The 20,079-nt window shown below is 66.6% G+C and carries 18 protein-coding genes; 6 read left to right on the top strand and 12 right to left on the bottom strand.

Features of this window, described 5'->3' with window-relative positions:
* Position 1: 1 nt before the first annotated feature.
* The 8 genes from DZC73_RS06580 to fliQ are packed head-to-tail and all read right to left on the bottom strand — an operon-like array spanning position 2 to position 6,970.
* Complete coding sequence (locus DZC73_RS06580) at positions 2 to 586, bottom strand: flagellar basal body L-ring protein FlgH (protein WP_124539349.1); 585 nt, start codon at positions 584 to 586, stop codon at positions 2 to 4.
* A complete protein-coding gene (gene flgA, locus DZC73_RS06575; RefSeq protein WP_124539348.1) occupies positions 583 to 1,281 on the bottom strand; it encodes a flagellar basal body P-ring formation chaperone FlgA in 699 nt (232 codons plus the stop codon). Before flgA ends, DZC73_RS06580 begins: the two co-directional genes overlap by 4 nt.
* The gene (locus tag DZC73_RS06570; RefSeq protein WP_124539347.1) at positions 1,281 to 2,060 is read right to left on the bottom strand and encodes a flagellar hook-basal body protein; all 780 of its coding nucleotides are present in this window, start codon (positions 2,058 to 2,060) and stop codon (positions 1,281 to 1,283) included. Before DZC73_RS06570 ends, flgA begins: the two co-directional genes overlap by 1 nt.
* Positions 2,061 to 2,062: 2 nt before the next feature.
* On the bottom strand, positions 2,063 to 2,773 hold the full coding sequence (locus DZC73_RS06565) for a flagellar hook-basal body protein (RefSeq protein ID WP_124539346.1): 711 nt from the start codon (positions 2,771 to 2,773) through the stop codon (positions 2,063 to 2,065).
* A 25-nt stretch (positions 2,774 to 2,798) separates the two neighbouring features.
* Positions 2,799 to 4,847, bottom strand: a complete 2,049-nt coding sequence (locus DZC73_RS06560) for a flagellar biosynthesis protein FlhA (protein WP_124539345.1) — start codon at positions 4,845 to 4,847, stop codon at positions 2,799 to 2,801.
* Positions 4,844 to 5,926, bottom strand: coding sequence for an EscU/YscU/HrcU family type III secretion system export apparatus switch protein (locus tag DZC73_RS06555; protein WP_124539344.1), 1,083 nt, complete (start codon positions 5,924 to 5,926; stop codon positions 4,844 to 4,846). The genes DZC73_RS06560 and DZC73_RS06555 overlap by 4 nt, the downstream gene beginning before the upstream one ends.
* Positions 5,926 to 6,687 carry a flagellar biosynthetic protein FliR gene (locus tag DZC73_RS06550; RefSeq protein WP_124539343.1) on the bottom strand — a complete coding sequence of 254 codons (762 nt, stop codon included), beginning with the start codon at positions 6,685 to 6,687 and terminating at the stop codon, positions 5,926 to 5,928. Before DZC73_RS06550 ends, DZC73_RS06555 begins: the two co-directional genes overlap by 1 nt.
* A 16-nt stretch (positions 6,688 to 6,703) precedes the next feature.
* Positions 6,704 to 6,970 (bottom strand): flagellar biosynthesis protein FliQ, encoded by a 267-nt coding sequence (gene fliQ, locus DZC73_RS06545; protein ID WP_124539342.1) that lies wholly within the window; start codon positions 6,968 to 6,970, stop codon positions 6,704 to 6,706.
* Positions 6,971 to 7,292: 322 nt separating this feature from the next.
* Here fliQ and DZC73_RS06540 point away from each other — a divergent pair, with 322 nt between their 5' ends.
* On the top strand, positions 7,293 to 7,847 hold the full coding sequence (locus tag DZC73_RS06540; RefSeq protein WP_124539341.1) for a hypothetical protein: 555 nt from the start codon (positions 7,293 to 7,295) through the stop codon (positions 7,845 to 7,847).
* A 41-nt stretch (positions 7,848 to 7,888) separates the two neighbouring features.
* Here the strand turns inward: DZC73_RS06540 and mdeB are convergent, their stop codons facing one another.
* Positions 7,889 to 10,597, bottom strand: a complete 2,709-nt coding sequence (gene mdeB / locus DZC73_RS06535; RefSeq protein WP_124539340.1) for an alpha-ketoglutarate dehydrogenase — start codon at positions 10,595 to 10,597, stop codon at positions 7,889 to 7,891.
* Positions 10,598 to 10,762: 165 nt separating this feature from the next.
* Here mdeB and yajC point away from each other — a divergent pair, with 165 nt between their 5' ends.
* The 4 genes from yajC to DZC73_RS06515 are packed head-to-tail and all read left to right on the top strand — an operon-like array spanning position 10,763 to position 16,406.
* A complete protein-coding gene (gene yajC / locus DZC73_RS06530) occupies positions 10,763 to 11,092 on the top strand; it encodes a preprotein translocase subunit YajC (protein WP_124539339.1) in 330 nt (109 codons plus the stop codon).
* 6 nt (positions 11,093 to 11,098) lie between these two features.
* The gene (gene secD, locus DZC73_RS06525; RefSeq protein ID WP_124539338.1) at positions 11,099 to 12,976 is read left to right on the top strand and encodes a protein translocase subunit SecD; all 1,878 of its coding nucleotides are present in this window, start codon (positions 11,099 to 11,101) and stop codon (positions 12,974 to 12,976) included.
* Positions 12,977 to 13,003: 27 nt separating this feature from the next.
* Complete coding sequence (gene secF / locus DZC73_RS06520) at positions 13,004 to 14,038, top strand: protein translocase subunit SecF (protein ID WP_124539337.1); 1,035 nt, start codon at positions 13,004 to 13,006, stop codon at positions 14,036 to 14,038.
* 43 nt (positions 14,039 to 14,081) lie between these two features.
* Positions 14,082 to 16,406, top strand: a complete 2,325-nt coding sequence (locus tag DZC73_RS06515; protein WP_124539336.1) for a DUF1631 family protein — start codon at positions 14,082 to 14,084, stop codon at positions 16,404 to 16,406.
* Between the two features lie 73 nt (positions 16,407 to 16,479).
* Here DZC73_RS06515 and DZC73_RS06510 read toward each other — a convergent pair whose 3' ends face one another.
* The 3 genes from DZC73_RS06510 to DZC73_RS06500 are packed head-to-tail and all read right to left on the bottom strand — an operon-like array spanning position 16,480 to position 19,304.
* On the bottom strand, positions 16,480 to 16,932 hold the full coding sequence (locus DZC73_RS06510) for a DUF494 family protein (RefSeq protein WP_124539335.1): 453 nt from the start codon (positions 16,930 to 16,932) through the stop codon (positions 16,480 to 16,482).
* Between the two features lie 54 nt (positions 16,933 to 16,986).
* Positions 16,987 to 18,075, bottom strand: coding sequence for a DNA-processing protein DprA (gene dprA, locus DZC73_RS06505; RefSeq protein ID WP_124539542.1), 1,089 nt, complete (start codon positions 18,073 to 18,075; stop codon positions 16,987 to 16,989).
* 29 nt (positions 18,076 to 18,104) lie between these two features.
* Positions 18,105 to 19,304, bottom strand: coding sequence for a LysM peptidoglycan-binding domain-containing protein (locus tag DZC73_RS06500; RefSeq protein ID WP_124539334.1), 1,200 nt, complete (start codon positions 19,302 to 19,304; stop codon positions 18,105 to 18,107).
* Between the two features lie 262 nt (positions 19,305 to 19,566).
* Between DZC73_RS06500 and def the strand changes: the two genes are divergently transcribed.
* Positions 19,567 to 20,079: a peptide deformylase gene (gene def, locus DZC73_RS06495; protein ID WP_124539333.1), complete on the top strand. Its 513-nt coding sequence runs from the start codon at positions 19,567 to 19,569 to the stop codon at positions 20,077 to 20,079.

Below are 20,079 nucleotides of genomic sequence, written 5' to 3'. Positions count from 1 at the left end.
GTCAGACCCCCAGCGCCGTCAGGATCTTCTGCCACCACGCCGGCTTCTGCTTGTCGCCGATGACGCCGTTGCCCAGGTAGCTGATCTTGGCGTCTGCCAACCTCGACGACAGCACGAGGTTGTTCTCCTGCAGGTCGACCGGACGGATCCGGCCTTCGAGATGGATGCGCTGGCGCTCGTCGTTGATCTCCAGCATCTGGTCGCCGGCCAGCATCAGGTCGCCGTTGGGCAGGATCTCCTTGATGGACACCGTCACCTGGGCCAGCAGGCGGCCGGTGCGCTCGGTGCGGCCGGTGCCCTGCATGTCGTTGCTCAGCGATGCGGAGCGGCGCAGGCGGCGCTGCGTGCCGGCCACTTCGACGGCGAGGTCGGCCGAGCGGTCGGAGTTGGTGTCGGCCGTGCTCGTGGCGCTGGAGGCCTCGAAGATCTGCACGGTGACGAGGTCGCCCACCCGCGTGCCCTTGCGGTCGGCGGTGAGGGGCTGGTAGGTGTCCTCGCGGTAGAGGCTGTCGACGGCGGACGCGGCCAGGGCCGTCATGGCCAGGCCGCACGCGATGACGATTCGGGCGATGTGTCGGTTCTTCATGGTCTCACCAGGATGCGCCGGTCGGCGGTCACTGTTCCTTCGACGGTGTCGCGCCGGCCGGGCAGCGCCACCTTCACGAGTTCGCCGGGCTTGCCGGCATTGAGCGCGGTGCCGCGCGCTTCCAAGGCGACGGCGCCGGCCTGCAGGCGCACGTCGACGAGGTCGCCGCGCAGCACGCTGTCTGCGGCCGCGAGGTCGCTCAGGCGAAGCACGCGGCCTTCGGGCAGCGGACGTGTCGGACGCCACAGGGCGACGTCGGGAACGGCGGCCAGATCAGGCTCGGCGATGGCGTCGGCGGTCACGGCCTGGACGTCCTCGGCGCGCAGCGGTACCCCCGGGTCGGCTGCATGCAGGAGCTTCCATGCGTTGGCATGCGCCTCGACGGTGAAGCCGACGCGCGCCGCCCGCACTGCCGCGGTTCCTACGGGTTCCAGCAGCACCGTCATCCGCCTGCGCAAGGCCGTGTCGGTGGACTTCACCGTCCATTGCGGCGCCGCGGCGAGGTCGCGCTCGGTGGCTGCATCGGCGTCTTCGCGGACCTCGAAGGTGCACGGCGGGCACTTGGCCTTGAGCGAGCGTTCCAGCGCGTCGCGCGCCGCCGCCATGGGGGCGAGCGGCGCGGCCAGGGCGGTGCTTGCTGCGAACAGCAGCGCGCCGCCGGCGATGCGCATGGAGGAGTTCGACGAGGTGGCCATCAACGCCTCAGGTTGTTGCTCATCGCCGCCATTTCATCGGCGGTCTGGATGACCTTGACGTTCATCTCGTAGGCGCGCTGCGCGACCATCAGGGTGACCATCTCGTCCACCAGCTTGACGTTGGAGGCTTCGACGAAGCCCTGCGCGATCGACGGGCCACCGCTGTCGCCCAGCTTGACCGGCACGGCTTCGCCCGAGACCTCGGTGCTCTTGAACAGGCGGTCGCCCTGTGCGCGCAGGCCGGACGTGTTGGCGAAGCCGACGAGCTCGATGCGGCCGAGCACCGGTGTCTGGCGGCCGTTCGCGTCGGTGCCGCTCACGCTGCCGTCAGCGGCGATCGCCAGCTTGCTGATGTCGCGGCCCACGTGGATGGCCGGGCGCAGCACGTGGCCTTCGACGGTGGCCAGCAGGCCGTCCTTGTCGACGACGAGCGAGCCGCCGCGCGAGAAGGCGGTGCTGCCGTCGGGCATCTGCACCTCGATGAAGCCGTCGCCGCGGATGGCGATGTCCATCGCGCTGCCGGTGTTTCGCAGCTCGCCGGCGCTGAAGTCCTTCACGGTGCTGGCGATCTTGACGCCGACCGGAGATGCCGCAAGGTTGCCGGTCGCAGCGGCGTCGCCTTCGGCAGTCGCGGCGGACGCACGCATCACGTCATGGAAGTTTGCGCTGGTGCGCTTGAACCCCGGCGTGTTGATGTTGGCCAGGTTGTTGGCGACCGTGTCGACGTTCGACTGGTGCGCCTGCAGGCCGGTGGCCGCGATGTATAGAGCGTCGTTCATGTTCAGACTTCTCCCAGTTTGCGAATGGCCTTTTCCAGCACCTCGTCGTAGCCCTGCACCACCTTCTGCATGGCTTCGAAATGGCGCGAGGTCTCCAGCAGGCGGACCATCTCCTGCGTGGACTGCACGTTGGAACCTTCGAGCGTTCCGGAGCGCACAGTGCTGCGCGCGGGGTCATCGGTGATGCGGGCGGCGCCGGCCTCATATCGGCCTGCGCCCAGCGCACGCATCTTCTCGGGGGCGTCGAAGCGCACCAGGCGCAACTGGCCGATGCGTTCTTCGCCCACGAAGACCTCGCCGCGCGCGTCGATGCGGACATCGTTCTCGCTGCCACGCAGCTTGAAGTCGCCGTCCAGCAGCTGCAGTGCGGAGCCATCGGGACCAATCACACGGCCGGCGGCATCCATCGCGAAGCTCCCGCCGCGCGAATACGACAGCAGCCCGCGCTCGGAGCGCAGCTCGACGAAGGCGCCATCGTCCACCGCGATGTCCAGCGCGCGGCCGGTGGGCTTCAGTGCACCCGCGCGGATGTCTACCACCTGCTCGACCGATGTGGCCGGCTGTGCGCCGTCCAGCACCTGGCCGAAGGGCGTGTGCACGTGCATCGCGCGCTTGTAGCCGGGCGTCGCGACGTTGGCGAGGTTCTGGCTCACGCTTTGCAGACGGTCCATGTCCGTCTGCATGCCGAGCGCTGCGATTTCCAAAGCGTTCATGGGAGGTTCCTGGCTTGGCGCCTGTTCATGAGGGCATCACCACCGAGCCGAACGACTGCAGCGGGACACTGTTGGGGACTTCGGTGAGCGACAGCACGCGCATGTGGGGCACGGCACGCTCGACCAGGGCGCGCACGTGGCGGCGCAGCTCGGGCGCGCACAGCAGCACGGGCAAGAGGTTGGCGCGCATCATCTGTTCGGAGTAGGTGGCCAGCTTGCCCAGCAACTGCTCGGCAAAGCGCGGCTCGAGCACCAGGCCGGACTGCGCATCGGAGCGGCGCATCTGCTGGGTCAATGCCTGCTCGACCGATGGATCCAGCGTCAGCACCTGCAAGGCCGTGGCGTCACCGAGCAACTGCTGGCAGATGGACGCGCCCAGGCGCTGGCGCACGAGCTCGGCCAGCATCGCGGGGTCCTTGGTCGTGCGGCCGGCGTCGACGAGTGTCTCGACGATGGCTTCCAGGTGGCGCACCGACACCTTTTCCCGCAGGAGATGCTGCAGCACTTTCTGCACGTCGGACAGCGGAAGGACCGTCGGTACCAATTCCTCCACGAGGCCGGGCTGGGACTGCCGAACGCGTGCCAGCATGCGTTCGGCTTCGGCGCGGGTCACGAGCGATGGTGCGTTCTGGCGCACCGTCTCGCTCAGGTGCGTCATGAGCACGGTGGCGGGGTCGACCAGCGTGTAGCGGGCATTGCGCGCGGCGTCGCGCTGTACTTCCTCCACCCACAGGGCCGACAAACCATAGGTCGGCTCGCGTGTCTCGACGCCGGGGACCAGCTTCGTGTCGCCGCTCGGGTGGATGGCCAGCACGCGGTCCAGGTGAAGTTCGCCGCGGCCGATCTGCACGCCGTGCAAGTGCAGCTCGTAGGCGTTCGGCGCCAGTTTGGCGACCGGCACATGGGTGAGCTTGGGAACCGCGACGCCGAGCTCGATGGCCACCTGCTGGCGCAGGCTTGCCACGCGTTCGGCGAGCATGGCACCGTCTTCACGCGCGATGGAAAGCAGGGATGCGCCCAGGCGAAGCTCCAGGGGCTCGACCTTCATCGTTGCGTAGACGTCCTGGGATGCCGGCGTGTCTGCAGTGGGCTCGGCCGGCGCGTCCGTCTGCGTGCTGGCCTTGCGTGACGAGGCGATCCAGGCGCCCACGCCGATCAGCACCAGCAGCCCCAGCGCAGGCCAGGCGGGAATGCCCGGCAAGGCCATGAGCAGCAGCAAAGCGGCCATGACCAGCACCATGGCCTTCGGATGCGACGTGATCTGGCGCAGCACCTCGGCGCTGAGGTTGCTGTCGGAGCCCGAGCGGGTGACGATGATGCCGGTGCCCACAGCGATCACCAGCGCCGGCACCTGGGTGACGATGCCGTCGCCGATGGTCAGCAAGGTGAAGGTCTGCAGCGCCTGCCCCCAGCCCATGCCCAGTTGCATGACGCCGATCACCAGGCCGCCGATGATGTTGATGAGCAGGATCACGATGCCCGCGATGGCATCGCCCTTCACGAACTTGCTGGCGCCGTCCATCGCGCCGTAGAACGCGGCTTCCTTTTCCAGGTTCTTGCGGCGGCGCTGGGCTTCGGCCTGGTCGATGAACCCCATGTTGAGGTCCGCATCGATGCTCATCTGCTGGCCGGGCATGCTGTCCAGCGTGAAGCGCGCGGCCACCTCGGACACGCGCTGGGCGCCGCTGGTCACCACCACGTATTGCACGACCACGAGGATGAGGAAGACGATCAGCCCGATGACGTAGTTGCCGCCCACCACGAAGGTGCCGACTGCGCCGATGACACGGCCTGCGTCGGCGTCGGTGAGGATGAGCCGCGTGGCCGCGACGTTCAGCGACAGGCGGAACAGCGTGGCAATCAGCAGCAGCGAGGGGAAGGTGGAGAAGTCCACCGGCCGCGCCATGTAGAACGTGAGCAGCAGCAACAGCAGCGCGAAGCTGAAGTTGCTGAGGATGAGCATGTCCAGCAGGCCGCTGGGGATGGGCGAGAACAGCACCGCCATCACGCCCACCACGAGCAGGACGAGGACCACGTCGGTGTGGCGACCCATCACGCGTTGAAGGGCATTCATGCGTTGCCTCCGCGGCGGCGGGCTTCGCGTGCGGCGTAGACCCACACGAGGATCTTGGCGGCCATGGGGTACCACTCCTGGGGAACCAGTCCGCCGATGGCAGTGTGCCGGTACAGCGCACGGGCCAGCGGTGGGTTCTGGACGATGGGAACGTTGTGGCGCCACGCCAGCTCACGCATCTGCGCGGCGATCGAACCGGCGCCCTTGGCGAGGATCACGGGGGCGGCTTCTCGGTCACGGTCGTAGCGCAGGGCCACGGCAATGCGGGTGGGGTTGGTGACCACCACGTCGGCCGACTTGACCTGGCCCATCGCTCGAGTCTGCTTCAGGCGCTCCATGCGGAGCTCACGCAGCCTGCGGCGCACGCGCGGATCGCCTTCGCGATGCTTGAACTCGTCCTTCAGCTCGCGCGCGCTCATGCGCATCTGACGGGCGAACTCCCAGCGCGTGTACATGAGGTCGATGAGGGCCAGTACCAGCAGCACCAGCCACAGCTTGGTGAGCAGGCCACCCACGAAAGCCGGCAGGCGAAGCGCATGCGCCTTGGCCGGCAGCCACGACAAGGCCATGAACGCAGCCAGCAATGCCTCGAAGGCCCACCAGAACACGCCGGCGAGCAGACCAAGTTTCACCAGGCTCTTGCCCGCGAGGTACACCGTCTTCAGGGAGAAGAGCCGCTTGAAGCCTTGGGCAGGGTTCAATCGATTGAAATCGGGCTTGAGCGGCTCGGCGGAGAGCACCACGCCGCTTTGCAGCAGGTGCGACAGCACCGCGGCAATGGCGATGGCCAGGAGCAGCGGAGCCAGCAGCTCGGCGGCCGCCACGGCCAGCGACGACAGCAGCGAGGCTGCATGTGCGGCGTCCAGCGACACCGGCACGGCGGGGTTCCACCAGCGGGCGCTGAGTTGTGCCCAGGATTGCATCAGCGGCTGGGCCATCACGTGGCAGGCCACCACCACGACCGCGAGCATTGCCACGGAAGAGATCTCGGGGCTGCGCGCGACCGAGCCCTTGCGGCGCGCCTGGTCGAGCTTGTAGGCGGTGGCCGGGTGGTTGCGATCGAGGTCCTGCTCAGCCATCAGCCCAACACCTGTTGCCAGTACTCGAAGACCATGCCGTAGCCCCGCGCGATCACCGGCGCGAGTTGCCGCGAGGTGATCGCGAGCATGCCCAGCCCGACGAGGATCTTCAAAGGGATGCTCACGAAGAACACGTTCATCTGCGGCAGCGACCGCGACAGCACGGCCAGCCCGGTCTCCAGCACCAGAAGCGCCATGAGCACCGGGGCGCACACCATGAGCGCGAGCACGAACACGAGCCCGAAGGCGCTGAGCAACTGCGGAAGTGCGAATTGGGTGAACAGGCTGCCGATGGGCACCTGCACCAGCGAATGGCTGATGCCGCGCAGCAGGGCATGGTGCGCGTCGATGGTGAAGAACACCACGACGGCAAGCCACTGCAGGCCGATGGACAGTGCCGATGCCTGCGAGCGTGTCGACGGATCGAAGATGCCGCCCGCGCCAAAGCCGATCTGCAGGTCCACCAGGCGTCCCGCGAAATGCATGGCCCCGAAGGCGGCATGCAGGCCCAGGGCGAGCACCGCGCCCAGCAACAGTTCGGAGCCGATCGACAGGGCCAGTGCGATGGGGCTGTCGATCTGCGGCCAGGCCGAAGCCGGCAGCGCTGCACAGAGGACGGCCGACAGCGAGACCGTGAACAGCACGCGGAAGAACATGGGCGCCTTGAACAGCGTCATGAGCGGCGTGAGCATCCACACCGCGCTCAGGCGCAGCGACAGCAGGGCAGTGCCCATCACCCAGTGTGGGTCGATGACCAACATGGCCGAGTCCGCTCGGCTAGAGGTAATTGGGAATGTTGGCGATCAGCCGCGTCGCGTATTCGGCCAGGCGCTTGAGCATCCAGGGGCCGGCGACGATCAGGACCAGCACGGCCGCGATCAACTTCGGAATGAAGGTGAGCGACGTTTCCTGAATCTGCGTCACCACCTGGAGAACACTCACGACCAAGCCGACGAGCAAGGTGCAAATGAGCAAAGGCGCGGCGATGATCGCCGCGTTCACGAGCAACTCACCGAAGAGTTGCGCTGCAAGATCCGACCGCATTCCCCCGACTCCCTAGCGTCCACCGCTCTTTGTTGTTACTACTTGTTTGCAGAGCGCACAGAATATCTGAATGCACAAATATGTCGTGTGAAGTTCAGCGCGGTTTAGCCCGTGTGCCCCACAAAGAGGGGGGTAGTTTCCCCAGGCTGAAACAACTGCCCTGACCGGGGTCTGACCAACCCCGCAGTAGTTCACGCCGATTCGCACGGCCGTGTGAAATTTGGGCCTTGTTTGGCTCGCTGCAAGCGCTGTTCAGGCACCGCGCGGCCTGTCAATCGAAGCGGTTAGCATCGGCCGCCTTCATTCGGTTGCAGGAGATCCCATGCTTCGCTCACGCCTGGCCGGTGCTGCCGGCCTTCTCGTCGCCACCCTGTCCCTCGGACTGTCGCCGGCCCATGCCACTGATGCGCTCAAGGCCAAGCCCAAGGCCGCCGCGGCCAAGCCGGCTGCCAAGAAGCCGGCCACAGTGGTGCTGCCCGCTGCCACGCCCGAGCAGATCGAGGCCGCCAAGCTCGTCTACTACGGACACTACGAGTGCGGTGAAAGGCAGTTGGTGGACATTGCCGAGAGCGCCAAGGACGCAGGCTATGTCGAGGTGAAGCACGGCAAGGAGACCTACCTCATGAAGCCGGTGCTCTCGTCCACCGGTGCGCTGCGCCTGGAGGATGTGAAGGACAGGACGCTGATGGTGCAGATCGCCAACAAGTCCATGCTGCTGGACGTGAAGGCGGGCCACCGCATCGTCGACGACTGCGTGAGTCCCAAGCAGCGCGAGCTGATGGAAGAGGCAGCCAGGGCCAAGGCCGCGGCCGGCCCGGCCTCGGCGCCGGGGCAGGACGTGAATTCAGCCGGTTCGTCGGCGCCCGTGACCAAGTAGAGAAGACGCCGCCAGCCGGCCCCGGTCGGCAGGCGGTTTGATCAGCGCAGCCATGGCGCCACGGCGTCGGTGCCGATGCCGTAGCGCTGCGCGGCCTCGGCCAGCAGGCCGCGGTCGCCCGCGCCTTCTCGCACCAGGGCTTGCAGCGCGGCTAGCACGATGTGGCCGCGGTCCACCTCGAAGAAGCTGCGCAACGCGCTGCGCTTGTCGCTGCGGCCGAAGCCGTCGGTGCCCAGGGTCACGTAGCGCGCATCCACATATTCGGCGATGAGCTGCGGCCAGGCGCGCACGTAGTCGGTGGCCGCGACCACCGGCGCGTTGCCGGCCAGCATGCGTTGCACGTGGCTCACGCGGTCGATGGCGCCGGCGTGCAGCCGGTTGCTGCGCTCCACCTCGCGGGCATCGCGTGCGAGCTCGCTGAAGCTCGTGACGCTGAAGACATCGCTGGACACGCCCCAGTCGTCGGCCAGCAACTGCGCCGCGGCCATCACCTCGCGCAAGATGGTGCCGCTGCCCAGCAGCCGCACGAATCCGCCCGGGCGCTGCGGCCGGTGCTGCGCGATGCGGTACATGCCGCGCAGCAGGTCCGCATGCGTTTCCGCTGCGAGCGATGGGTGCTCGTAGTTCTCGTTCATGAGCGTCAGGTAGTGGAACTCGTCGCATTGCTCGTCGAGCATGCGGCGCATCGCGTGGTCCATGATGACCGCCACCTCGCCCGCGAAGCACGGGTCCCACGCCCGGCAGTTGGGCACCATCGACGCCATGACGAGGCTGGAACCGTCCTGGTGCTGCAGGCCCTCGCCACCCAGTGTCGTGCGGCCGGCCGTGGCACCGAAGAGGAAGCCGCGTGCACGCTGGTCGGCCGCGGCCCAGATGAGGTCGCCCACGCGCTGGAAGCCGAACATCGAGTAGTAGATGTAGATCGGCAGCATGGGCAAGCCATGCACGCTGTACGAGGTGCCGGCAGCGATCCATGAGGCGGTTGCGCCGGCTTCGGTGATGCCTTCTTCCAGCAATTGGCCGTCGCGTGCCTCGCGGTACGAGAGCATGGAGCCTGCGTCTTCGGGCTCGTACAACTGGCCGTGCGGCGAGTAGATGCCGATCTGCCGGAAGAGGCTCGCCATGCCGAAGGTGCGCGCCTCGTCGGCCACGATGGGCACGACGCGCGGGCCGAGTTGCGCGTCCTTGAGCAGGCCGCTGAGCATGCGCACCGCGGCCATGGTGGTGGACATCTCCTTGCCCTCGGCCTGCAGTGCGAAGCCGCCCCAGTTCGGCAGCGCCGGCACCGCCAGCCGGAGCGCATCGCCCTTGCGTGCCGGCAGCGCACCGCCCAGCGCGGCGCGACGCTCCTGCAGGTAGTGCATCTCCAGGCTGTCGGTGTCGGGCTTGTAGAAGCGCAGTTGCGCCACGTCCTCGTCGCTCAGCGGCAAGGCGAAGCGGTCGCGGAAGGCCTTGAGTGCATCCAGGTCCAGCTTCTTGGCCTGGTGCGAGGTCATGCGCGATTCGCCGGCACCTCCCATGCCGTAGCCCTTCTTCGTCTTGGCCAGGATGACGGTGGGCCGGCCCTGGTGCGAGCGCGCGGCCGAGAACGCCGCATGCAGCTTTCGGAAGTCATGCCCGCCGCGCTTGAGTGAATCGATCTCGCCTTCGCTCATGTGGGCCACGAGCTTCTGCACCTCCGGGTCCTGCCGGAAGAAGTGCTCGATGTTGTAGGCACCATCCTTGGCGCCCAGGTTCTGGTATTGGCCGTCGACGGTGGAGGCCAGCCGCTGTAGCAGCACGTGGTTGCGGTCGCGGGCGAAGAGGGCGTCCCAGTCCGAACCCCACAGCACCTTGATGACGTTCCAGCCGGCGCCCGTGAACAGCGACTCCAGTTCCTGCACGATCTGTCCGTTGCCGCGCACCGGCCCGTCCAGCCGCTGCAGGTTGCAGTTGATGATGAACGTGAGGTTGTCCAGCCGCTCGCGCGCGGCCAGCGTGAGCGCGGCGATGGATTCGGGTTCGTCCATCTCGCCGTCGCCGAACACGCCCCAGACATGGCGGTGCGATGTCTTGAGCAGGCCGCGGTGCTCGAGGTAGCGCAGGAAGCGCGCCTGGTAGATGGCGCTGAGCGGACCGAGCCCCATCGACCCCGTGGGGAACTGCCAGAAGCCGGGCATCAGCCACGGGTGCGGGTAGGAACTCAGTCCCGGCCCGCTCAGTTCCTGCCGGTAGTGCGCGAGCTGCTCCTCGCTCAGACGGCCTTCGAGGAACGCACGCGAATACACGCCCGGCGCCGAGTGCGGCTGGAAGTACACGAGGTCCGCATTGCGCGGCGCATCGCCAGCGGAATCGTCGCCCTTGAAGAAATGGTTGAAGCCGACCTCGAAGATCTCCGCGGCCGAGGCATAGCTCGCGATGTGCCCGCCCAGCTCGCCATAGGCCTGGTTGGCGCGCACCACCATCGCCAGCGCGTTCCAGCGCATGATGGCCGTGAGCCGCTCCTCCACGCCCAGGTCGCCCGGGTAGCGGCCCTGCTGCTCGACGGGAATGGTGTTGCGGTAGGCGGAGTAGGGCTGCACGTGCGGCACGATGCCCAGCTGCTGCGCCTGCTCCTCCAGCCGTTCGAGGAGGAAGAGCCCGCGCTCGGCGCCGCTTTCGCGCACGACGGCTTCCAGGGCTTCGATCCATTCGCGCGTTTCCTGCGGGTCGGCGTCGCGGGCGGCGGCGATGAGCTGGTCGAGCAAGGTGGTGGGTTCGCGTCCGGCCATTTCGGCTCTCCTGTTCGTTTTGGTGCCAACGCGCACTGTAGTGCCGGCCCGAAAAGCCCGCCGGACCCCCGCCGTACAATCCCAAAGTTTTGCCGGGCGCAGCCGTGCCCGGTGCTGATTCGGGTTTTCCCGTGACCCGCTGACCCTGCTCAAAGGACCAAAGACGTGTTCATTTCCGAAGCTTTTGCCCAGACGGCCACTGGAGCCGCCGCTGAATCTCCGTTCGGCAGCATGGGCGGGATGATTTTTCCGCTGTTGATGGTCGCCGCCCTTTACTTCGTGGTCCTGCGCCCGCAGATGAAGCGCCAGAAGGAACACAAGTCCATGATCGAAGCCCTGGCCAAGGGTGACGAAGTGGTCATCGCAGGCGGCGTGCTGGGCACGGTGTCCAAGATCGGAGACAGCTATCTGTCGGTCGAGGTTGCCAAGGGCGTCGAGCTCCAGGTCCAGCGTTCGTCGGTTGTCCAGGTGCTGCCCAAGGGCACGATCAAGTAAGGCGTCATGAACCGCTATCCCCTCTGGAAATACGCGATGCTGGTCGTCGCGCTCTTGGTCGGCCTGCTGTATACGCTGCCGAACTTCTTCGGTGAGTCGCCGGCTGTGCAGGTCAGCAGCGGCAAGGCCACCGTGCGCATCGGACAAGACACGGTCAAGCGCGTGGAGCAGCTCCTGGCGGATGCCAAGCTGCAGGCCGATTTCGTCCAGCTCGAGGGCAACTCCGTCAAGGCCCGGTTCAAGGATGGCGACAGCCAGCTCAAGGCCAAGGACATGCTGGCGAAGGCGCTCAACCCGGACTCCTCCGACGAGACCTATGTCGTCGCGCTGAACCTGGTGTCGCGCTCGCCGCATTGGATGGCCTCCATCCGGGCCCTGCCCATGTACCTCGGCCTGGACCTGCGTGGCGGCGTCCACTTCCTGCTGCAGGTGGACATGAAGGCGGCGGTCAACAAGCGCATGGATGCGCTGGTCGGCGACATCCGTACCGCGATGCGCGAGAAGACCATCCGCGGCGGCACCTCGCGCGACGGAAACACCATCGTCGTCACCTTCCGTGACCAGGCCGCGCAGACGCAGGCGCAAGGCGTGTTCACCGACCAGTTCACCGACCTGCAATGGACGCCCGCGGTCGATGGCGCCGACTACAAGCTGATCGGCGCGCTCAAACCGACCGCCATCGTCGCCACGCAGGATGCGGCGATCAAGCAGAACATGACGACGCTGCACAACCGGGTCAACGAGCTGGGCGTGGCCGAGCCCGTGATCCAGCAGCAGGGCGCGGACCGCATCGTGGTCGAACTGCCCGGCATCCAGGACACCGCCAAGGCCAAGGACATCATCGGCCGCACCGCCAACCTCGAATTCCGCCTGGCTGACCGCAGCGCCGAGGCGTTGTCGGCCCTGGACGGCTCAGGCCCGGTGCCCTTCGGCCGCGAGAAGTACACCGTCGGCCGCAATGCACCGGTGGTGGTGTTCAAGGACGCGATCGCCACCGGCGAGATGCTGACCAATGCGCAGCCCCGCCCCGACAACAACCAGCAGCCCGCGGTCAGCGTGAGCCTGGACGCCAAGGGTGGCCGCCTGATGAAGGAGACCACCCGCAACAACATCGGCAAGCCGATGGCGGCCATCCTGTTCGAGAAGGGCAAGGGTGAGGTGCTGACGGTCGCGACCATCCAGGGCGAGTTCGGAAGCGAGTTCCAGATCACCGGCATGGGCACGACGGAGAACGCCGCCCAGCTCGCGCTGCTGCTGCGCGCCGGTGCACTGGCGGCGCCGATGGAGTTCATCGAGGAAAGCACGGTGGGTCCGACGCTTGGGGCGGACAACATCGCCCAGGGCTTCAACAGCCTGATCTACGGCTTCGCGGCGATCGCGCTGTTCATGTGTGCGTACTACCTGCTGTTCGGCATGTTCTCCACGCTGGCACTCATGCTGAACCTGCTCCTGCTGGTGGCGGTGCTGTCCATGCTGCAGGCCACGCTGACCTTGCCGGGTATCGCGGCCATTGCGCTGACGCTGGGCATGGCCATCGATGCGAACGTGCTGATCAATGAGCGTGTGCGAGAGGAGTTGCGAAACGGGGCGGCACCGCAAACCGCGATCAACGCCGGCTACGAGCGGGCGTTCGCCACCATCCTGGACTCCAACGTCACCACGCTGATTGCCGGCCTGGCGCTGCTGGCCTTCGGCTCCGGCCCGGTCAAGGGCTTCGCCGTGGTGCACTGCCTGGGCATCCTGACCTCCATGTTCTCCGCCGTGCTGTTCTCGCGTGGCCTGGTGAACCTGTGGTACGGCCGCCAGAAGAAGCTCAAGGGCGTGTCCATCGGCCAGGTGTGGAAGCCCAAGGCCGACGACGCCTCGCAGCCTGCCAAGGCCTGAGCCTGAGAACTCGAACAAGGATCTGACATGGAGTTCTTCCGTATTCGGCGCGACATCCCGTTCATGCGGCACGCGCTGGTGTTCAACGTGATCTCGCTGATCACCTTCTTGCTGGCGGTGTTCTTCCTGGTGAAGAACGGCCTGCACCTGTCCATCGAATTCACCGGCGGCACGGCCGTCGAGGCGGCTTACACGCAGGCCGCCGACGTGCCCAAGGTGCGCAGCACGCTCGAGGCCGCCAAGCTGAGCGACGTGCAGGTGCAGAACTACGGCAGCGCGAACAACGTGCTCATCCGCCTGCCCGCGCGAGCCGGCGTGAAGCAGGAAGACACGGTGATCCAGGTCATGGGCGCGCTGTGCGCTGCCCAGGGCGGCACGCCGCAGATCAAGCAGGACACCAACAACAAGGGTGAAGTGGTCAAGCGCTGGGCCAAGTGCGATGCCAACGGCAGCGAACCGGTGAGCCTTCGCCGCGACGACTTCGTCGGCCCGCAGGTCGGCCGCGAGCTGGCGGAAAACGGCGCCAAGGCGCTGGCCTTCGTGGTGGCCGGCATCATGCTGTACTTGGCCTTCCGCTTCGAGTGGAAGTTCTCGGTGGCGGCCATCATCGCCAACCTGCACGACGTGATCATCATCCTGGGCTTCTTCGCCTTCTTCCAGTGGGAGTTCTCGCTCTCGGTGCTGGCGGCGGTGCTGGCGGTGCTGGGCTACTCGGTCAACGAGTCGGTGGTGATCTTCGACCGGATCCGCGAGGCCTTCCGCAAGTACAACAAGATGACCACGCACGAGGTCATCGACCACGCCATCACCAGCACCATGAGCCGCACGATCATCACGCACGGCTGCACGCAGATGATGGTGCTTTCCATGCTGCTGTTCGGCGGGCCGACGCTGCACTACTTCGCGGTGGCGCTGACCATCGGCATCCTGTTCGGCATCTACTCGTCGGTCTTCGTGGCCGCGGCCATCGCCATGTGGCTGGGCGTCAAGCGTACGGACCTGGTCAAGGCCACCTCAAAGGAAATCGACCCGAACGACCCGAACGCCGGGGCTGTGGTGTAGAGTTCACGCATCCCTGTTTCCTGCGAGCACTCACTCCACATCCATGGCGACCGCCGCCAATTCGCTGGCACTGGCCGCACAGGCGCGGCGATCCTACGTGGAGGGCGTGCTCAACGGGCTGCCAAGCGTGGTGCAGGCGGTCGATCACGGTGCGCGAATCCTGCTGAGCCAGGTGGCCGATCCGGCCACCATGATGCGCCGGCGCGACGTCGTCGAAGACCTCGCGAAGTTCCACAACGCCTGGCTGCACGGGGCCATCAATGCCTTGCGCGCCGCGCTGCAGGGTGGCGGGTTCGCGACTGGCAAGTCGTCGGAGTTGCCGTCGGCGCAGCGCAGCGGCGTGTTCGCGTCGAGCGCCGGGCTGAGCCTGGTGGACAACGACACCATCGAAAGTGAAATCCTCAGCTCGCGCCTGGCGCTGGCGATGATGGACCGAGCGTCCTGGGAATTCACCGACATGCGCTCGCGCATCACCATGCTCGAGGGCCGCGACGAACTCGACCCCAACGACGTGCTGCGTCCGCATGTGGTGGCGCGCATCGTCACCAATGCGTGGCGGCAGGCTGGCCTGAGCCACGACGCCTGGCGAACCCTGCAGACGGTGCTGCACGACGAGTTCGCCCACTTTTCCGAAGAGGCCTATCACGAGACCAACCGCTGGTTGATCCAGCAGCGGGTGCTGCCGGAGATCGACCTGCGCCCTTTCATCCGGCGCTCGCGCAATTCCGCCTGGGGCTCCAGCGCGCCGGGCGCGGCGTCGCCTTCGGGCTTTGCCAACACCGGCAACCCCGCCGCGACGGCCGATCGGCCACGCGCCGAGGTCCATGAAGAAACCCGCCTGATGACGAGGGCTGGCGGCCTGGTGCGCGGTGCCGACCATGCCGAGGCGGTGCTGGGCCGGCTCAACAAGCTCATCGGTCGGCAATTGCCCGAATTCGCCAACACGCAGCAGGCCGCGCGGCCCACTTCGCAGGCGCTGCGTGCGGCCATCAGCGATGCGCAACAGGGCCTGGCGCGGCGGATGGCGTCGGACGAACAGGTGGTGGCTGCCGGTGCGCCGGGTGTGCACGTCAGCACGCCCATGCTGCTGGAGGAAATGCAGCAGCGCAAGCAGCAGCTCAAGCAGGCGGCCAGCACGCCGGTGGAGCGGGCGACGATCGAGATCGTCGCGCTGCTGTTCCAGAGCATCCTGATGGAAGAACGAATTCCAGCCACGGTGCGGGTGTGGTTCGCTCGCCTGCAGATGCCCGTGTTGCGCGTGGCCATCAGCGAGCCGGACTTCTTCGCCACCACCGACCACCCGGCGCGCCGGCTCATCGACCGCATGGGGGCGTGCGTGATGGGCTTCGACGCCACCATGCGTGCCGCGGGCGATCTCGTGGAGAAGGAGATCAAGCGTGTGGTGCAGGTGGTCGAGGCCTATCCCGACACCGGCCGCCGTGTCTTCCAGACCGTCCTCACCGAGTTCGAGAAATTCCTGGAGCACTACTTCAAGAACGAGAACGAGGCGTCGCGCAAGGGTGTGTCCCTGGCCCAGCAGGTGGAGCAGCGCGAGACGCTGGCCATCCAGTACACCATCGAGCTGCGCAAGATGCTCAACGAGGTGCCGGTGCAAGAAGGCGTGCGCGAGTTCCTGTTCCAGGTGTGGGCCGACGTGCTCGCCACCACCGCGGTCAAGTTCGACTTGCAAAGCGAAGAGACCAAGGCGATGAAACGCGCCGCGGCGGACCTGATCTGGTCGGCCAGCGCCAAGGTGTCGCGCGAGGAGCGGGCGGAGGTCATCCGCCGCCTGCCGCCGCTGCTCAAGACGCTGCGCGACGGCATGCACAACGCCGGTCTGCCGCAGGTCAAGCAGGACGAGCACATCCAGAAGCTCAACAACTCGCTGGCGGCGGCCTTCACCGCCAAGGCGGCAGCGATTCCGCATGACCGGCTCGAAGACCTGATGGCGCGGCTGGAGACGCTGGAAGAGCTGCTGCCGGACGCGGAAGACGTGGAGATCGACGAGTCGCTGGTGCTGGACCTGTCCGGCCACGAGAGCTCTGAGCTCGAAGTGGTGGGCGAGGGCGGCTCCATGCCGACGCCGGCCATGCTGTCGTGGGCGCGCGAGCTTCAGGTGGGCAGCTGGTTCATGCTGGATTACCGCAACCGCAACGAGCAGGTGCAGCTCGCGTGGCAGGGCCTGCGCAAGCAACTGTCGCTGTTCGTGTCGCCGCAGGGACGCGGCATCCTGTTCCAGCAGCATCGCCTTGCGGCGTTCCTGCAAGCGGGCCTGCTGGTGCCGGCGCAGGACGAGGCGCTCACCGTGCGCGCCACCCGCAGCGCGCTGGCCAAGCTGGACGTGGACCCGGGCCGCCTGCTGAACTGAACCGGCTCCACTGGATCCGCCAAAACGAAAAGGCCGCTGAGAGCGGCCTTTTGCTTGGGAGATGAATCGTGGGTCAGTGGATCAACCGATCCGCTTCATCCACGAACAGCTCGTCAAGAATCAGTGCATCGGGCTCCTCGCCCAGGCTCCAGAACACCATCAGCACGATGATCTTCAGGTCTTCGAGCTCCAGCGAGCCGCCTGAGATGGCGTTCGCCCGGTCGATGACGATCTCGCGCATCGGCGGCGGCAGCACGCCGGCGGATTCGAGGAAGCTGATGAAGCCGATGGAGGCTTCGCCCAGGTGCTCCTGCTCGGCGCGCGAATAGACGCGCAGGCTGTTGGCACCCTGCTCGCCGACGTAGGACTCGGCAGCGCCGGCCAATCCGTCCAGCCAGTTGAGGGCTTCCTGGATCTCATCCGACTCGAAGCCCACGGCGGACAGCTTGCGGGTCAGCTGCGCGTGGTCGGGGCAGGCGTCGGGTCGCCAGTAGTTTTCGTACAGGTACACGAGCACGTCGAACATGAAACCACTATACCGCAGAGAGTTTGTCACGAGGTGTGTAAAGGCGGCCTTTCGTCACCCGAGACCGATCCTCTGGAACAGCTGGCCGGCCAGCCGGGCCACCTTGCCGTCCAGCTCCAGTTCGAGAAGCCGGCCGGTGATCTCCGTCGGACAGGTGCCGGTGCGGGCGACCAGGGCGTCCAGGCTCACGGGCTCATAGCCCAGCGCGGACAGCAGCGGATCATCGTTGGCGGCTTCGGGCAGGGCATTCGGCTCAGCGGGTGCGAGTTCCTCGAGGATGTCCTGTGCCGAATCGACCAGCTTGGCGCCTTGCTTGATGAGCCAGTGGCAACCTCTGGCCTGAGGCGAATGGATGGAGCCTGGTATGGCGAAGACCTCGCGGCCAGCCTCCGTTGCCAGCCGGGCGGTGATGAGCGAGCCGGACTGCATCGCGGCCTCCACGACCAGCGTGCCTCGGGTCAGGCCCGCGATGATCCTGTTGCGGGCAGGGAAGTTCTGGTTCAACGGTTCCATGCCAAGCGAGTACTCGCTGAGCAACAGGCCATCACGTGCAATGCGATGCGCCAGGTCGTGGTGCCGCTTGGGATAGACCCGATCCAGCCCGGTCCCGACCACGGCGATGGTGCTCCCGGGGCCGGTCAGGGCGCCCTCGTGTGCCCCCCCGTCAATGCCCAGCGCCAAGCCTGACACCACCGTGATGCCGCCGGCGCTCAGTGCACCAGCGAAGGCCCGGGCGTTCTCCACCCCTTGTGGCGTCGGATTGCGGCTGCCGACGATGGCGATTCCCGACGCAGCGAGCAATTCGGCCCGGCCTTGCGAGTACAGCAGGAGCGGCGGATCAGCCGTTTCCAGCAGCATGCGCGGGTAGAGCGGGTCACCCAGCGGAATCACCCGCCGGGGAATCTCTTCGTTGCCGGCTGCGAGCCAGGCCATCGTGGCATCCGTCAGGGCATCGAGGTGCTCCGGCGGCTTGTCCAGCGATGCCGCCTTGGGCGGGCCGACGATTTCCTGCCGCGCATCGATGCCGGCATCGAACACGCCCTGGGGCGATCCGAACGCGGAGAGAAGTTTTCGTGCATGAACCCGGCCGATGCCGGGTGTTTCGAGCAGGCGCAGCCACGCTGCGAGCTCATCGCGCTCGATCAAGATGGGAAACCTATGACAGAGAGGGATCAGGGCTGCGAGAAGCGGTCACCCGGCTTGACCGGGTCCTTCACCGACAGGATGAGTGCGTACGACACGCGGTCGAACACGCGGAAGACGAAGAGCATGCCGTGGCGCTCGTCGGGCAGCTTGATCGTTGGACGCGACGGGTCGGTCTTGTCGATCACCTTGACGCCGTCACGCCACAGCGCCAGCACGTGGCCGCGTTCGACGCCGTCGCGGGCACCCCGGTTGATGGCGACGATCTGGTTCTGGCCCGCGGTCAGGGCATCGCCGTACAGCGAGACGATGCGTCCGCCGATGGGAGATGCCGGCGCGTGCGGTGCGTAGTTGGCGAACTCGCGCTGCGGCACGGGGGCCAGTCGGTCCCCGACATTCGCTTCCTGGCGAATCATGGTCACGTTGAACGTGGCCGGGATGATCTCAGGCTTGCCGTCCGACCCGGTGCGGGTCTCGCCGGCACGCACGGCTTCGGTAGCGCCGACGTACACGGCTTCGAAGCCGAGCACTTCACCGGTTTCCGGGTCCTTCAGCGGCTTGGGCTCGCGGAAGATGCGGAAAGCCGTGTTGCCGCCCAGCTCGCCACGGACGTAGGCCGTGTCGCCGCGCGACAGCAGCACGCGGCCTTCTTGCGTGGCAACGATGCGCGGTGCACTGGCCAACTCGTTGGTGTTGAACACCACCGCCTCGTTGAGGAAGGGCTCGATCAGGTTGAACGGGATGGAGGGGATGGCATCGCCATCGAGCGCGGTGCCGCGCACGCGCGGCGACAGCTTGTTGGTGCCCGAGGGAACCGCATCGCCTTCACCCATGCGCAGGCGGGCGCGGCCGTCGATCTTCTCCAGGTGCAGGACCTGCCCCGGGTAGATCAGGTGCGGGTTGCGGATCTGGTCCATGTTCATGCCCCACAGCTCGGGCCAGCGCCAGGGCGAGGTCAGGTAGAGCTTGGAGATGTCCCAGAGCGTGTCGCCGCTCTTGACGGTGTAGACGTCGGGCGCGTTGGGCGAGAGTTCCGACAGCGGCACGCCGGCGGACGCCACGCGCTGTGCGGTGTCGCGTTGCTGCCCGGTGATCGGATAATTGCCGGCTGCGTTGGCGGCGCCGCACAGTGCGGTTCCCACGGCCAGTCCCAGTGCCAGGGTGGCGGCGGACCGGATCGATCGCAGGGCCGGGCGGTTCTGGGAGGCAAATCGGGTGCGACGCGTCATCAGCTTGAGTCTCCGGGGGCGCAAGAGGTGAGGCGCCTGCGCGAAAGTTGTCACATGGGGTTGTTCCACCGATTCCGCCCAACCCGGCTCAATTCGGCGAAAATTCCTCATTCAGTTTCGTAGATTCTGCCTCTAAACCCTTGATATCGCAACGAAAGTGACCCGAGGCATCCGGCAGCGTGAGACTCATCACGGCCGCCTGCGTTGCGTGGTATCCACATGTTCGCGTTCCCCCTGAGGGCGCGGAAACCTTCACTTACCAATGGCCAAACTCAACATCCTTCGCTACCCCGATCCCAAGCTGCACATCGTGGCCAAGCCGGTGGAGGTGGTGGACGACCGGATCAAGACCCTGGTCGACGACATGCTCGAGACCATGTATGCCGCCGACGGCGTGGGTCTGGCGGCCACGCAGGTGGACGTGCACGAGCGGGTGATCGTCATCGACACCTCCGAAGCGCGCGACGACCCGCGCGTGCTGATCAACCCCGAGCTCATCTACCGCAGCGAGGAGATGAGTTTCAGCGATGAAGGTTGCCTGTCCGTCCCGCAGATCTATGACAAGGTCAAGCGCCACGCGAAGGTGCGCGTGCGGGCACTGGGCCGGGACGGCGAGTCCTACGAATTCGATGCCGAGGGCTTGCTGTCGGTGTGCGTGCAGCATGAGATGGACCACCTCATGGGCAAGGTCTTCGTTGAATACCTGAGTTCGCTCAAGCGCGACCGCATCAAGACCAAGATGATCAAGCGCACGCGTGACGAGGAGCGGACCTGA

Source organism: Rhizobacter terrae (genome assembly GCF_003852895.1).
Lineage (GTDB): Bacteria > Pseudomonadota > Gammaproteobacteria > Burkholderiales > Burkholderiaceae_C > Albitalea > Albitalea terrae.
This window is presented reverse-complemented; position numbering and strand designations above follow the sequence as displayed.